The 14,159-nt window shown below is 57.1% G+C and carries 14 protein-coding genes; 6 read left to right on the forward strand and 8 right to left on the reverse strand.

The features are described from left to right. Positions 1 to 46 precede the first annotated feature (46 nt). Positions 47 to 2,485, forward strand: coding sequence for a S8 family peptidase (locus FGU71_RS08440; RefSeq protein ID WP_142788152.1), 2,439 nt, complete (start codon positions 47 to 49; stop codon positions 2,483 to 2,485). Between the two features lie 9 nt (positions 2,486 to 2,494). Here the strand turns inward: FGU71_RS08440 and FGU71_RS08445 are convergent, their stop codons facing one another. From FGU71_RS08445 to FGU71_RS08460, 4 genes are all read right to left on the reverse strand, one after another. Next, entirely contained in the window at positions 2,495 to 3,568 is a 1,074-nt protein-coding gene (locus FGU71_RS08445; RefSeq protein WP_142788153.1) for a phosphotransferase family protein, read from the reverse strand. Positions 3,569 to 3,583: 15 nt separating this feature from the next. Next, on the reverse strand, positions 3,584 to 4,672 hold the full coding sequence (locus tag FGU71_RS08450; RefSeq protein WP_142788154.1) for a Zn-dependent alcohol dehydrogenase: 1,089 nt from the start codon (positions 4,670 to 4,672) through the stop codon (positions 3,584 to 3,586). 27 nt (positions 4,673 to 4,699) lie between these two features. Next, positions 4,700 to 6,037 carry an acyl-CoA dehydrogenase family protein gene (locus FGU71_RS08455; protein WP_142788155.1) on the reverse strand — a complete coding sequence of 446 codons (1,338 nt, stop codon included), beginning with the start codon at positions 6,035 to 6,037 and terminating at the stop codon, positions 4,700 to 4,702. Between the two features lie 88 nt (positions 6,038 to 6,125). Beyond that, positions 6,126 to 7,592, reverse strand: a complete 1,467-nt coding sequence (locus FGU71_RS08460; protein WP_142788156.1) for an MFS transporter — start codon at positions 7,590 to 7,592, stop codon at positions 6,126 to 6,128. 234 nt (positions 7,593 to 7,826) lie between these two features. Here FGU71_RS08460 and FGU71_RS08465 point away from each other — a divergent pair, with 234 nt between their 5' ends. The 5 genes from FGU71_RS08465 (at position 7,827) to FGU71_RS08485 (ending at position 11,971) form a co-directional block, all read left to right on the forward strand. Beyond that, entirely contained in the window at positions 7,827 to 9,017 is a 1,191-nt protein-coding gene (locus FGU71_RS08465) for an acyl-CoA dehydrogenase family protein (RefSeq protein WP_142788157.1), read from the forward strand. Between the two features lie 84 nt (positions 9,018 to 9,101). Next, complete coding sequence (locus FGU71_RS08470; RefSeq protein ID WP_142788158.1) at positions 9,102 to 10,241, forward strand: acyl-CoA dehydrogenase family protein; 1,140 nt, start codon at positions 9,102 to 9,104, stop codon at positions 10,239 to 10,241. Positions 10,242 to 10,243: 2 nt separating this feature from the next. Next, positions 10,244 to 11,047, forward strand: coding sequence for an SDR family oxidoreductase (locus tag FGU71_RS08475; RefSeq protein ID WP_142788159.1), 804 nt, complete (start codon positions 10,244 to 10,246; stop codon positions 11,045 to 11,047). A 469-nt stretch (positions 11,048 to 11,516) separates the two neighbouring features. Beyond that, positions 11,517 to 11,759: a hypothetical protein gene (locus FGU71_RS08480; RefSeq protein ID WP_142788160.1), complete on the forward strand. Its 243-nt coding sequence runs from the start codon at positions 11,517 to 11,519 to the stop codon at positions 11,757 to 11,759. Continuing rightward, the gene (locus FGU71_RS08485) at positions 11,756 to 11,971 is read left to right on the forward strand and encodes a hypothetical protein (protein WP_142788161.1); all 216 of its coding nucleotides are present in this window, start codon (positions 11,756 to 11,758) and stop codon (positions 11,969 to 11,971) included. The genes FGU71_RS08480 and FGU71_RS08485 overlap by 4 nt, the downstream gene beginning before the upstream one ends. Before the next feature lie 22 nt (positions 11,972 to 11,993). Here the strand turns inward: FGU71_RS08485 and FGU71_RS08490 are convergent, their stop codons facing one another. The 4 genes from FGU71_RS08490 to FGU71_RS08505 form a co-directional block, all read right to left on the reverse strand. Continuing rightward, complete coding sequence (locus FGU71_RS08490) at positions 11,994 to 12,392, reverse strand: VOC family protein (protein ID WP_142788162.1); 399 nt, start codon at positions 12,390 to 12,392, stop codon at positions 11,994 to 11,996. A 136-nt stretch (positions 12,393 to 12,528) separates the two neighbouring features. Beyond that, positions 12,529 to 13,173, reverse strand: coding sequence for a guanylate kinase (gmk, locus tag FGU71_RS08495; protein WP_142788163.1), 645 nt, complete (start codon positions 13,171 to 13,173; stop codon positions 12,529 to 12,531). A gap of 48 nt (positions 13,174 to 13,221) precedes the next feature. Beyond that, a complete protein-coding gene (locus FGU71_RS08500) occupies positions 13,222 to 13,584 on the reverse strand; it encodes a hypothetical protein (RefSeq protein WP_142788164.1) in 363 nt (120 codons plus the stop codon). Between the two features lie 51 nt (positions 13,585 to 13,635). Continuing rightward, on the reverse strand, positions 13,636 to 14,136 hold the full coding sequence (locus FGU71_RS08505) for an SspB family protein (protein ID WP_142788165.1): 501 nt from the start codon (positions 14,134 to 14,136) through the stop codon (positions 13,636 to 13,638). Between the last annotated feature and the right edge of the window lie 23 nt (positions 14,137 to 14,159).

Consider the following 14,159-nt stretch of genomic DNA (forward strand, 5'->3'; position numbering starts at 1 on the left):
CCTACGTTTAGTATTGCGCGGGGGTTTTCAACATAAGGTCGCATCCATGCCAGCCACCCCTCGCCATGCCTTTCTACCAAACCATGACGCGCGCGCTCCGATCAGTTGGAGCGTTGTTGGCAAAGCTGCGGTTGCTGCCACAGTGTGCGCGGCGCTCAGCGCGTGCGGCGGGGGAGGGCCAAGCTCAAACACGCCCATCTCCTCGGTACCGCCTCCAACACCGCCGCCGCCGCCTGCTCCGCCGCCGCCACCCCCACCGCCGCCGCCTTCTCCGCCGACCGGCGATTTCAATACCGCTGAATTCAGGCGCTCCGATGGGCCAGAGTTTCACGGTGTGGTCGAAGCATGGCGTCAAAATTTCACTGGTAGCGGAGAGATCATCGCGGTCGTCGATACCGGCGCAGACAGCGATAGTCCGGAATTCGAAGGGCGTCTCCACCCGCTATCACAAGATGTCGCGGGCAATCGCGGGGTGGACCCCGAGGACGATCATGGCACCAATGTTGCCCTAATTGCGGCTGCTGCTCGCGATGGCACGGGTGTCGTAGGGATTGCGTTCGATGCGCAATTGCTTGCTCTGCGCGCCGACAGCATCGGATCATGCGGGACCGACACGCCCGATGATCCAACCCTTGGCTGTTCGTTTGATGACAGCAATATCGCAGCTGGAATCCAGGTCGCTATTGATGCAGGTGCGACTGTCATCAATCTAAGCCTTGGCGGCAGCGCGGCATCCCGATCCGTTGTTGATGCCGTGGGCCGGGCGGCATCCGTCGGTATAGTCGTGATTGTCGCTGCCGGTAATGGCGGAGACGGATCAGAGGCGGGGATCGATCCCGATCAACCAGATCCGTTTGCAGCGAGCATTCTGGACGCCGGCAACGGCAATGTCATCATTGTTGGATCGGTCGATGATCAACGTGAAATTTCCGATTTCAGCAACCGCGCAGGCAACGATGCCGCCTTCTATCTGAGTGCCTTGGGTGAACGGGTTTGCTGCGTCTATGATGACGGCGAGCTGTTTGTCGAAAATGTGGATGGTCAGCAGTTTGTAACTGTATTTTCAGGGACCAGTTTTGCTGCCCCGCAGGTTTCCGGCGCGGTCGCCTTGCTGGCTCAGGCGTTCCCTAATCTGACAGCGCAGCAGATCGTCGAGATCCTGTTGAATACAGCGCGCGATGCGGGCGCTCCGGGAACGGACGCTGTGTTTGGGACAGGCATTTTGGATATTGCCGCAGCGATTGCGCCATCTGGAACAACTACGGTTGCTGGAACAGACAATGCGCTCGCGCTGGCGGATAATTTTGCGCTCGGATCAGCAGCAATGGGTGATGCTTTGTCGGGCGCATCCATCAATACAGTTGTGCTGGATGAATACAGCCGGGCTTATACCGCTGCTTTGGGCAATCAGACGCAAAATGCGGCGCAAGTCCAAAGGTTGCGCGGTGCTGTGCAACAAGGCGGTTTCACACGCAGGGCTGGCGGCAATGGCTTGTCGCTGGCTGTTACCGTTGGAGAAAGTGACCGCGCAGCGGGGCTTGCATGGTCCAACGAATTGCAGCTTACACCCGAAGAAGCCTTGGGCGCTCGGGTCTTGGCAGCGCGCGTTGCCGCAAAAATCGCTCCCGATCTTCAGCTCGGTTTTGCCATTTCGCAAGGCTCAAACGGGCTGGTCGCGCAGCTTCAGGGTGCTGATCGTCCCGCTTTTGCGATTGCCCCGCGCGCCGGAGCTGATGCCGGATTTCTCGCCACGAGCGACGTGTCTTTTGCCGCGCGCCGCGAGCTTGGGCAGTGGGGTTTAACCCTTTCTGCCGAAAGCGGCCGGGCATGGCTTGGCGATAATCGCCGGGCAAGCGATGTCGTTTTCGGCGTACGTGAACGCCGACCAACACAAAGCGCAGGATTGGCCGCAGATCGCGATTTTGGCGATCTTGCCATCAATACCGCGCTGACTTGGCTGTCTGAAGATAGCACATTGCTCGGCGGCCATTTCAATGCTGCACTGGGCCTGCGCGGTGCCAATACGGTGTTTGCGGATGCGGATGCGGCGTGGCGGTTTGCTCCGAACTGGCGGTTTGGCGCATCGGGCAGGGCGGGGCTGACGCGCCCGCGCGGCGGCGAATTGCTGGGCGGTGGATCGCAATTGCTAAGCAATGCCTGGTCTCTCGACGTCACTCGTAACCGGGCTTTCAGCGCGAGCGACACTGTCGGTTTCCGCATCAGCCAGCCTTTGCGGGTCAGCGGCGGCGGTTTGAATTTGGTTCTGCCGGTGGCGTATGACTACGCAACCGAGGCGCCGATTATCGGCCGTCAAACACTGTCGCTTTCACCCGAAGGCCGCGAGTTGATGGGAGAGTTTACCTGGGGCTCGCCGCTGTTCATCGGGTATGCGCGTGCAAGCGTGTTTTACCGGCATGAGCCCGGACACTTTTCGAGCGCACCCAGCGATATGGGCGCGCTCGTAAGCTTCAATGCTTCTTTCTAAAAGGCTTGCTTAATCGGGCATCCCGGCGGCGCGGGCGAACTGCGCCGCCCGCTCGACCAGCGGTGACACGCGGTCGCTCATCGCCTTCGCATGAGCAGATGATGCGGTGCCATCGATAACGCGCTTTTTGATGCCTTGCATAATGCCGGCAAGCCGGAACAGGTTGTAGGCAAAATACCAATCCATCGGCGGCACCGGATAACCGGTGCGCGCGACATAGCGTTCGACAGCTTGTTCGACTGTGGGAATGCCCAGTTTTTCCAGATCAAGGCCCAGCAATCCTGCGCGCCCATCATCGGAAGGCTGAAACCAGTTGAGCATCAGATAGCTGAAATCGGCAATCGGATCTCCCAGCGTAGAAAGCTCCCAATCCAGCACCGCAATCACACGGCTTTCCGTCTTGTGAAAGATCACATTGTCGAGGCGGTAATCGCCATGGACCACAGAGTTACCGTGCTGGGGCGGGATGGTTTGCGGTAACCATTCAATCAGCTTTTCCATCTCCGGCATGTGCTCGGTTTCGGACAGCTTATATTGTTTTGACCAGCGCGCGATCTGGCGCGCGCAATAATCGGTCGGTTTGCCGTAATCGCCAAGGCCGATTTCCTCGGGCTTGTTAAGATGCAGATCGGCGATTGTGTCGATCAATGCGTTATAAAGCTCGCGGCGTTCTGTTGGTGAGCTGTTTGGCAACGCGCCGTTCCACAAGGAGCGTCCGTCGGCCATGCTCATCACGAAAAACATCGATCCGATCACGTCGGGATCGTCGCACAGGCCATACGTCTTCGGAACAGGAAAACCGGTAGGGTACAATCCGGTCATCGCCTTGTATTCACGATCGACTGCATGTGCGCTTGGCAGCAATTTCCCAAATGGTTGGCGGCGCAGCACGTAATTGGCGCGCGGCGTTTCGATTTTATAGGTCGGGTTCGACTGCCCGCCTTTGAACTTGGTGTAGCTGATCGGGCCTTCGAAACCTTCGACATTGGCTTTGAACCATGCCGTCAGTTTATCCATGTCCAACTTGTCAGCGTCTGGCACTTCGACCGTGCCGACCATTTCCTTGTCGAAATCAATATCCATCGAAATCAATATCCATCAGTCGAACATTACCACACTGCGGGCATGGCTTCCTGCGCGCATTTTATCAAAACCGGCGTTCACATCGTCAAGACTGATCCTTTCAGCGATGATCGTGTCGAGATCGAGCAGCCCGCGCATGTAGAAATCCACGAGGCGGGGCAAATCAACCGGGAAATGGTTCATTCCCATGATCGCACCCATCAGCTTTTTACCGCCGAGCAAATCCATCGCGCCAAGGCCGACCTTGCAATCCAGCGGCATCATGCCGAGGATCACGGCTGTCCCGCCGCGGCGAAGGCTGGCGACGGCAAGATCGGCGGAGGCCTGACGGCCCACCGCTTCGATACCCCAATCAACGCCGCCGCCCGAGATTTCCATGATCTGTTTGACCGCGTCATCTGCCATCGCATCGACGGTATGTGTCGCTCCTAGGGTTGCGGCCAAAGCCCGCTTTTCCGGAAGCGGATCAGCGGCGATAACTTTTCCAGCGCCCGCAATCTTGGCCGCATTGATGGTGGCAAGGCCGACCCCGCCGCATCCCACCACCAGCACGGTTTCACCAGGCGTTACATTGCAGGCATTGAAGATCGTGCCAGCACCCGTGGTGACCGCGCAGCCAATTACAGCGGCGCGGTCCAGTGGCATATCTTTGTCAATCGCGACGCACGCATTTTCGTGGATCAACATTTGTTCTGACAAAGCGGAGAGATTCAACATCTGTGCAAGCGGTGAACCATCGGCGCGGGTCATGCGCGGGGCATCGCCTTTGCCGCGGCGGGTCGCCCCGCCAAGGCAAAGAGCCATTCGGCCCGTGACACAAAACTCGCAGGTTCCGCAAAATGCGCTGAGACAGGAGACCACGTGATCGCCCGGCTTCACTGTGCGCACTTCGCTGCCCACTGCCCGCACGATACCGGCGGCCTCGTGTCCCGGTACCGCCGGAAGCGCATGTGGATACGCTCCGTCGATAAAATGCAGATCGGAATGGCACAGACCGCACGCTTTGGTGTCGATCAAAACCTCATGAGGGGCGGGATCGGAGTATTCTACCTCTCCGATCACAAGTCCTTCACCCGGAGTTTCCAGAATTGCTGCTTTCGCCATGTCAGGCCTCTCTCCCTAGCGCGCGGCTTAGCGCGTTGCGCCCATATCGCCTGAGCTCAGATTGCCGCTGTCATTGGCCGCACGCCCGCTGTCACCGCGAAGGGCGTTGGCTGTCGGTCCGGCTTCGGGAACATGCTTGCCGAATTCCATGCGCGCGATCGAGCGAGCGTGAACTTCGTCAGGACCGTCGGCCAGACGCAGCGTACGCTGATGCGCGTAAGCGTTGGCGAGTCCATAATCGTTCGACACGCCGCCGCCGCCATGGGCCTGAATCGCGTCATCGATAATTTTCAGAGCCATATTCGGCGCCTGAACCTTGATCATCGCGATTTCTTGCTTGGCCGATTTGTTGCCGACCTTGTCCATCATATCGGCCGCTTTCAGGCAGAGCAGACGGGTCATGTCGATATCGATACGGGCGCGCGCAACGCGCTCTTCCCAGACCGAATGCTTGTAAATCGGTTTGCCGAAGGCTTCACGCTCTTGCAGGCGCTTGCACATTTTTGCGAGCGCTTCCTCTGCCACGCCGATTGTCCGCATGCAGTGGTGGATGCGGCCTGGGCCGAGGCGCCCTTGAGCGATCTCGAAACCGCGCCCTTCGCCGAGCAACATGTTGCTAGCAGGGACGCGAACGTCCTTCATTTCGACTTCCATATGGCCGTGCGGGGCATCGTCATATCCGAATACCGGCAGGTGGCGGATGATGTTCACGCCCGGCGCATCGTTTGGCATCAACAGCATGGATTGTTGTGCATGGCGGCCCGCAGTCGGATCGGTCTTACCCATCACGATGGAGACTTTGCAGCGCGGATCGCCCAGACCCGAAGACCACCATTTGCGGCCGTTGATGACATATTCATCGCCGTCACGCTCAATGCGGGTTTCGATATTGGTCGCGTCGGAAGACGCCGTAAATGGCTCGGTCATCAGGAAGGCAGAACGAATTTCGCCGTTCATGATCGGGCGCAGCCACTGTTCCTTTTGCTCAATCGTGCCGTAGCGGTGGAACACTTCCATGTTTCCGGTATCGGGTGCGGAGCAATTGAAGACTTCGCTTGCCCATCCGATCCGGCCCATTTCTTCTGCGCACAAGGCGTATTCGAGGTTGGTCAGGCCAGGGCCTTCAAACTCGAATGTTTCCTCGACATGGTGATGGCCTTCGTTGCGGGGGGGCATGAAGAGGTTCCAGATGCCCGCTTCTTTGGCGAGTTTCTTTTTGTCTTCGATGATCTGGATCACCTTCCAGCGGTCACCCTCTGCGTCCTGCGTTTTGTAAATGTCCATGTTCGGGCGCACATGCGTCTCGATAAAATCGCGCACGCGGTCGCGCCAATAAACCTGACGTTCTGTAGGCTGAAAATCCATCGGGGTTTCCTCTCTAGTCTCTAATTGAAATCGAATCTGTTGATGGCGACCGTGGCAGAGCCAGGCAGCCGCGCCAAGCTCTCATTTGTTACCGCCGAATTGGGGGCGAGGGTTCTACAGGGGCAGGCATCGCCGCAGCGTTCATCGCCGCAACACGCGCCTCATGATCTTCGCGATTGATGGGGAAACGGCCGAGCCAATATGCCGCGATCAGCGCGAGCAAGACCGTCGCGATGCCGAAATACACAACCAAATCAGCGATCACCGATTGCGGAACGGCGGTCGGATCGGCGGACGGGGAAAGCTGCGCCAAAGACAGGAATTGGCCTGAGAGAAAGATGCCGACCCCGGTTGCGCATTTCTGCACCAGCCAGTTGCCCGAATAAAACGCGCCTTCGGCCCGTTTGCCTGTGCGTTCTTGATAGGCCTCCACAATCTCGGCAATCATCGAGGAAGCCGAAATCATAACCGTAATGGCCAATGCGTTGCCGGGGATCAGCAAGGCGTAAAGCAGCATGGCAGAGGCGAATGTGCCGGTATCCGGCCATATCCCGGCCAGCAGCGCGCCATACGGGGACAACAGGATCACCAAAGAGCCAATTGCAGACATCGCAGCGCTTTTCGGTTTGCCAAGCCGGTGATGCAATGGCCCGACAATAAAGAACATCACGATTACCGACAGGAACAGCGCCAGCGGATAAATGTCCAGCATCGTCGCGCCGCCTTCTCCAAGCGGCGTCGCATCAAGCCGCCAGACGAACACGTTGAGATAATTCGACATGGAAAAGCTCATGCCCTGACTGATGTAAGCGGCCAATCCGCCCGCAGCAAAGATCAGGAATGCTTTCTCGCTGAAAGCTTCATAAATCTCCGCAAAGCAGGCTTTGATGCTGAAAGGTGGCGGTTTGGTCGCAGGCAGATTGGCCACCAGCTTGTGCTGGCCAATCGCGGAACCCATGACAGATATGACCATCAATATCCCGCCGAACAGACCAAAGCTGAAATAGCCTTCGCGTTGCAACAGCCCGTTCTCGCCGGACAAAAATACGCTGTACGCAAGCACCATCATGAACAACCCGCCGAGCCACCCGGACAGGTAACGATACCGGAACAATGTTGTCCGCTCGACGTAATCCGACGTGATTTCCGGCAGCAGTGAAATCGATGGGACCTCACAAGCTGAAAGCAGAATACGCACAACAACAGCAATCCCGACCAGCCCGAGAAAACTCGGAGCCTCTCCGCCCGGCGGTGACCATAGCAATACCCATGCAAAGGCCAGCGGGATCGGGGCGGCATATAGCCACGGAAGACGTCTGCCCCATTTGGTGTATGTTCGGTCGGACAGATTGCCGAGGATCGGATCGACGACCGCATCGACCAGCAGGGCGATCAAAAGTGCAAGGCTGACCAGCCAAGCCTCCATGCCCAGCACTTGGTTGTAAAACAGCAGCAGGAAGAAAGAAAAACCGGTGTCTTTGACGCCAAACGCTACTGCGCCAAAACCATGGATCAGTTTTAGCCGCAAAGGCAGCTTACCCGGAACAAGGCTCACGTTTGGCACCTTTTTTCCCAGCAGCCATCACCGAATCCCGTCACATCTCTCTCCCAACTCATCCATCGCAAACCTAAGGCCGCTGGCTCGCGCGTCAATCCATAGCGAAATGAAACCTGTTTGACGTTACGGCATCGCCATTCACAGCGATTGTGCGATTTCGGCGCTTGCGGCGAGACCCAATCTTCCCATAACGTGAGCGTCAATTGGGATTACACAGAGGAGAGTCGGCACATGTCCGATCTAGAAACATTCCGCGCAGAAACCCGCACCTGGCTGGAGGCCAACTGCCCGGCCGAAATGCGCCAGCCCGTCCGCGATGAAGAGGACGTTTATTGGGGCGGTCGCCGCGCGAAGTTCAAGAATGACGCACAGAAAGCGTGGTTCGATGCCTGTCTCGCCAAAGGCTACACCGTGCCTGCATGGCCGAAAGAATATGGCGGCGCGGGCCTTGCCCCTGCCGAAGCCAAAGTGCTGCGTCAGGAAATGAGCCGCATCAGCGCCCGCCCGCCGCTCAGCTCGTTCGGCATCTGGATGCTCGGCCCGGCGCTGCTGCATTTCGGCACCGAAGAACAGAAGAAACATTTCCTTGGCCAGATCGCCCGTGGTGAAATCCGCTGGTGTCAGGGATATTCGGAGCCCGGTTCGGGCAGCGACCTCGTCAGCTTGCAGACTTATGGCGAAGACAAAGGCGATCACTGGGTCGTCAACGGTCAAAAGGTCTGGACATCCTATGCTGACCAAGCCGACTGGATTTTCTGTCTGGTGCGGACCGATAAAGAGAACAAGTATAAAGGCATCACCTTCATGCTGTTCGACACAGCCAGCGAAGGCTGCTCGACCAAGCCGATCAAACTGATCAGCGGCAATTCCCCGTTCTGCGAAACTTTCATGGAAGATGTGAAGGTACCCAAGTCATATGGCGAAGGTATTCCGGCCTATGTCGGAGAGATCAATCGCGGCTGGGACGTGGCCAAATATCTGCTCGGTCATGAGCGTGAGATGATTTCAGGCGCCGATGGCGGCAACACCGGAACAGTCGGTTCGGCAATGTCGCGCCATGTTGCCAAATCCGGTGACGAGCTTGATCCGGTGCTGCGCGCAGAGCTCGCCATGTTTGATGTCGATGCGCTGGCTTACGGCGCGATGGGTGAGAAATTCCTCGACGAGATCAAGGTCGGTAAAGCGCATCCGGCACAGCCGAACATGATGAAATATGCCGGAACCGAGCTGAACAAGCGGCGTCACGAATTGATGATGTCAGCGGGCGGATCGCGCAGTCTTGAATGGGAAAGCGAAGAAACCGGCGGCGGCAAGCCATCGCGCAATTGGCTGCGGACCAAGGCTAACTCGATCGAAGGCGGCACCTCGGAAGTCATGCTCAATGTGATTTCCAAGCGCATTCTTGATCTGCCGGGCGCCTAATTCACTCCAACATTTCAGCAGGGCCGCCCCGCCATCAACGAGGGCGGCCCGCATAAAACAATTTCCGGAAGAGGAACAAGGGATATGCCCCTTTATCACGATGAAGATCAGGCGATGCTGGCCGATACCGCGACCAGTTTCATGGCCGAGCAAGGCAATATCAAAGACCAACTGCGTCACTGGCGCGACCGTGATTGCCCCGATGGCTTTGGCCATGGATTGTGGAAGCAGATGGCCGAAATGGGCTTTACCGGAATGCTGGTTGGTGAAGACGATGGCGGGCTTGGTATGGGCCATGTCGAAGCGGGCATCGTGCTCGAAGAGATTGGCCGCAACCTGACACCGTCACCGTTTCTGACATCGTCCGTTCTGGCTGCAACCGCTTTGAAACACGGATCGAACGATCTGAAAGGCCGCTATCTGCCAGGCCTGATCGAAGGCGAAAGCGTGTTTGCGGTCGCTATTGATGAAACTGCAAAGCACCGCCCCAGCCGCATTACCACTCGCGCTGAAAGATCTGGCAACGGTTTCAAATTGTCCGGTTCCAAGAGCTTTGTAATTCAGGGCGCGAGCGCAGATATGCTCGTTGTCGCCGCACGGACCAGCGGTTCTGATGACGATGAAGACGGCATCACTTTATTCGCGGTTCCAAAGGATGCCGCGAATATGAGCCACAACTCGGTTCGTCTTGTTGACAGTTCGATGGCCACCCACACCAAATTTGACGGTGTCGATCTGGATGGCGACGCAGTCATCGGCGAGGTCGATGGCGGGCGCGAAGTGTTGAACGCCATGCTCACCGCAGGGCGGATCGGCGCCGCTGCCGAAGGCGTGGGCGTTGCCCGCGGCGCAATGGATTTGACCGTTGATTACCTGAAACAGCGCAAACAATTCGGCAAGCTGATCGGAGAGTTTCAGGCTCTGCAACACCGCGCTTCGCACCTTTATTCCGAAGTTGAAATCGCCCGTGCGGCGGTGATCAAAGCGCAGCAATTGCTTGATGGTGGCAGCGAAAAAGCCGAACTGATGAGCTCGGTCGCCAAGGCGAAAGTCGCCAGAACCGCAGGCCTTGCTGTAAAAGAAGGCGTGCAGATGCACGGCGGCATCGGCATGACTGACGAATACGATATCGGCCTGTATATGAAGCGTGATCGCGCTTTGCAGGAATTCCTCGGCGATGCGTATTTCCACGCCAATCGCGTTGCAGAACTGAACGGGTATTAATCATGGATATTCAATCACTTTTTGGCCTTGATGGCCGCGTTGCACTGGTCACCGGCGGCAGCCGCGGCATCGGCAAAATGTTCGTCGAAGGCTTGCTCGCGGCGGGCTGTGCGCGGGTTTATATCTCGGCGCGCAAGGTTGAGCAGATGCAGGAAACCATCGCCGAGTTTGGCGAAGACAAGGTCATCGGTATTCCTGCCGATCTTAGCCAGATGGACGGGATGCAATCGCTCGCCGATGAAATGGCCAAGCGCGAAGACAAGCTCGACATTCTGATCAACAATGCCGGCGCTGCATGGGGCCAGCCATACCTCGAATTCAGCGAAGCAGGTTGGCACCGCACGATGGATCTGAACGTCAAGACGCCGTTCTTTCTGACGCAAAAGCTGCACGATCTTCTGGTCGCGGGCGGAAAATCCGGACATCCAGCAAAGGTGATCCACGTGTCCTCGATTGATGGTCAACGGATCAATCCGTGGGAAACCTATCCGTATCAGGCATCGAAAGCTGCGGTGATCCAGCTGACGCGGCGGATGGCTGCGCGTCTTATTCAGGACAATATCATCGTCACATCAATCGCGCCGGGCGCATTCCCGAGCGAGATGAACAAGGCTGCGAAAAACGCGCCAGACGCATCGGCGGCGATGATCCCTGCAAAACGCGTCGGTACCAAGGAAGACATGGCCGCCGCCGCGATCTATCTGTGCAGCCGCGCAGGCGATTATGTGATCGGCGACACCGTTACCGTCGATGGCGGCGTCGTGAATGCGGCTCTTCCAGCGATGTTCAACGATCCGGCAGGCTAACGCGGGCATCATCAAACAAATTCGAGAAAGGCCGCCGGAGCAATCAGGCGGCCTTTTTTGTGCCTGGCCTGTAGGCAACGGGTGACACATTCTCCAACATGTCATGCGGTTCCTACAGGGTTAAACCTCTAATTTATATACCAAAACATCAAGTAGGACACAGGTGACAACTGTCCAACTTTATCTTGCCGCACCGCTTAGGGAGCAGAGGCGGGGAGGCGGGCAGGCGTACCGACAATGGGAAAGAGCAAATCCACGGATAGAGGCTCGCCGCGAAGTAGGAAAACCAAAGGAAGACGCGGTAATTCGGGATGGAGCCCCGATGCAGGACCGAGCACGCCGCCTTGAATGTCCGCAATGGGGTGGAAAGCGGTCATAGCGTGTAACCGGCCATCCTACTTAGGCGTGTCCGTAGGGATCGAAGATAGCCTCATTGACCTAAAGTCGAAAGCACGTCTAACCTACCTCGATGCACGACTTGCTCAATTCCGACCTAGTTGCCATGCTAGCGTTTATAGCTGTCGGCGGTCTTGGATTTTTTGGCATCTTCATCTTCGGGCTCTTTTCCGCTGTAATCTTGAAGGCGACGGGATGGTCTCCTCTATGGGCCATTCCTTTGAGCATTCTGCAGGTGTTTGGGGTGGTGGTCGCCATTGCGATGGCAATGATCCCAAAGAGCCAACGAGATGAAGAAGAACTTGATCATGAATGAGTTTCTCAGTTTTTCCGTTGCTTGAACGTGTCCGATCACAACGTGATGAACGTCCGCAATTGGGTCGTTTCCTGCCTGTCCGCTTTCAGGTCATTTCACGCGATACCAGCCGGACAGCTTTCGGGAGCCTTACCGGGCTGCAGCGAACGTTCCAAAGTGGGATGGAAAGCGGACATTCGCCGGATCGCATGCTCGAAGTCCGCTATTTTTAGAAGCAGACCCGTGCCGGACGGATCAGGCAGGAAAATGAATTCCGCACAGTTTGTTGCCGTCGGGATCACGAAAATAGGCCAGTTCGATGGTGCCCATGGAGGCAGTTTCGCGCGGTCCGGGCGGAGCTTCGATCGAGGTTCCGCCAGCGGCAACGGCGGTATCGTGAAGCTGCTTCACCTGCTCGGGCGAGTCGCAGGAAAAGGCGACTGTGCTGCCGTTGGCGACGCTTGCCGGTTCGTCGTTGATTGGCTGGCTGACGATGAAGTTGGTTCCGTTGCCGTTATTGTAGATCAGACGGGTATGGCCGCTGTCGGCGATGTTCCGCGTCCCTTCCCCTGCACCCAAGGTGCCGAGCACCGTGTCGTAGAAACGCTTGGATTGTTCAATGTCGTTCGATCCGACCATGGTGTGAAAAAGCATGCATACTCTCCTGAAGGCTGATCGACTTCCGATCGCCATTATCGGTCTCACCTAACAGGCACGTAACCCGCAGTCACCCCCGGCCCTCGGATGTCCGCAATCGGGTCGTAAGCGGACATGTCGTTAGGGTGTTTTATTACCCCATCAATTCGCGCACAAACGGGATCAGGCCGGTCTGCCGCGTACGGCGCATGCGTTCCGCGTCCAGCACTTCGCGCACGCGGTCGAAACATTCATCGACATTATCGTTGATCACGACGTAATCATATTCGGCCCAGTGGCTGATTTCTGCGCGGGCGCGCTCCATGCGGCTGTCGATCACATCGCTGCTATCCTGCGCGCGGCTTTCAAGGCGGCGGCGCAGTTCATCGAGGCTTGGCGGCAGGATAAACACACTGACCACATCCTGTTGGTCTTTTTGATAAAGCTGCTGCGTGCCCTGCCAATCAATGTCGAACAGGTAATCCTGACCATCCTTCAACCCTTCGCGAATGGCGCCTTTGGGCGTGCCATAGCGGTGGTGAAAAACATGGGCCCATTCATAAAAGTCATCTTCCTCAACCATCCGGTCAAAGGTTGCATCGGAGACAAATTGATAATGCACGCCGTCCACTTCGCCGGGGCGGGGAGGGCGGGTTGTGGCGGAAACTGACAGTTTGATATCATCGTCCGCCTCAAGCAATTTGCGCGAAAGCGTGGTTTTGCCTGCCCCCGATGGAGAGGACAAAATGAACAGCAGGCCGCGCCGTGCCAGTTTATCGATGGTTTTGAAATCGCCCATGCGCCCCTCTGCCGCAACTGATGCCTGAAATCAAGAGGGCAAAGAGGGCTATTCTGCCTGTTTGCGGCGTCGCTGCTGGCGGTCTTTGCCCCGGTCATAGAGCGTTTTCAGCACCAATCCGCCTGCAACCAGCCCAAGGCCGACCGGTGATTTGGTGGCCATCTTGCTTGCGCCGTACAGGGCCAGCGTCGTGATGATGCTGCGCCCGTCCAGCAGATGTTGAGCCTGTTCACTGTCTTTCGCGGTTTTTTCGACCACCCGTTTTTCAACGCCTTTACGAAACAGCGATGATGCGCCGCGCACAACGATATCCGCGATCAACAGATTGGTCGCAGCATTCGGGCTGGGCGGCAGCAAAGATTGTGCGCGCTTCGGTTTAGGGTCAGAATTGGCGGGTTTGGGTTTGGTCATTGTATCAAATCAACCCCTCGCGATCCAAAATGATCCGGCAAGAGGCCGCGTCTATTTCTTTTTTCCGAAATCTACGGTGACGACATTGGATCCGTCATCGCTTCCCGCATCGGATTTTATGCTGCCTTCGGAACCGTCATTCTCGGCATCGTCATGTTCCTCTGGCGCGGTATCGCTGGCAGAGGCCTGAAACTGAAGGCCAAAATCAACCGCCGGATCGACAAACGCGGTGATGGCGGAAAACGGCACCTGCAATTTGGCCGGGATCTGATTGAAGGACAGGCCAACCGAAAACCCGTCTTCGCGCACTTCCAATTCCCAGAACTTGTTTTGCAGGACGATTGTCATTTCGTCAGGAAACCGTTCTTTCAGATGGGGCGGGATGGAAACGCCGGGCGCTTCTGTTTTGAAGGTGATGTAGAAATGATGGTTGCCGGGAAGCTCGCTGCCGCCCTGTTCTATTTCACCCAGCACACGGCCAACCACAGCGCGGAGCGCTTCCTGAACGATCTCATCATACGGGATCAGGCTGTCTGGTGTGTCTTCTGTCATAACTCAATAGCTCGTGGCGAGAC

The organism is Erythrobacter insulae (assembly GCF_007004095.1).
Lineage (GTDB): Bacteria > Pseudomonadota > Alphaproteobacteria > Sphingomonadales > Sphingomonadaceae > Erythrobacter > Erythrobacter insulae.

Bases quoted from the DNA above. Each gene is read 5' to 3' on its own strand.
- gmk (WP_142788163.1), bottom strand. From the start codon at position 13,173: ATGGGCGATTTCAAAACCATCGATAAACTGGCACGGCGCGGCCTGCTG.
- FGU71_RS08450 (WP_142788154.1), bottom strand. From the start codon at position 4,672: ATGGCGAAAGCAGCAATTCTGGAAACTCCGGGTGAAGGACTTGTGATC.
- FGU71_RS08475 (WP_142788159.1), top strand. From the start codon at position 10,244: ATGGATATTCAATCACTTTTTGGCCTTGATGGCCGCGTTGCACTGGTC.
- FGU71_RS08480 (WP_142788160.1), top strand. From the start codon at position 11,517: ATGCACGACTTGCTCAATTCCGACCTAGTTGCCATGCTAGCGTTTATA.
- FGU71_RS08445 (WP_142788153.1), bottom strand. From the start codon at position 3,568: ATGGATATTGATTTCGACAAGGAAATGGTCGGCACGGTCGAAGTGCCA.
- FGU71_RS08490 (WP_142788162.1), bottom strand. From the start codon at position 12,392: ATGCTTTTTCACACCATGGTCGGATCGAACGACATTGAACAATCCAAG.
- FGU71_RS08500 (WP_142788164.1), bottom strand. From the start codon at position 13,584: ATGACCAAACCCAAACCCGCCAATTCTGACCCTAAACCGAAGCGCGCA.
- FGU71_RS08485 (WP_142788161.1), top strand. From the start codon at position 11,756: ATGAGTTTCTCAGTTTTTCCGTTGCTTGAACGTGTCCGATCACAACGT.
- FGU71_RS08505 (WP_142788165.1), bottom strand. From the start codon at position 14,136: ATGACAGAAGACACACCAGACAGCCTGATCCCGTATGATGAGATCGTT.
- FGU71_RS08465 (WP_142788157.1), top strand. From the start codon at position 7,827: ATGTCCGATCTAGAAACATTCCGCGCAGAAACCCGCACCTGGCTGGAG.
- FGU71_RS08470 (WP_142788158.1), top strand. From the start codon at position 9,102: ATGCCCCTTTATCACGATGAAGATCAGGCGATGCTGGCCGATACCGCG.
- FGU71_RS08440 (WP_142788152.1), top strand. From the start codon at position 47: ATGCCAGCCACCCCTCGCCATGCCTTTCTACCAAACCATGACGCGCGC.
- FGU71_RS08455 (WP_142788155.1), bottom strand. From the start codon at position 6,037: ATGGATTTTCAGCCTACAGAACGTCAGGTTTATTGGCGCGACCGCGTG.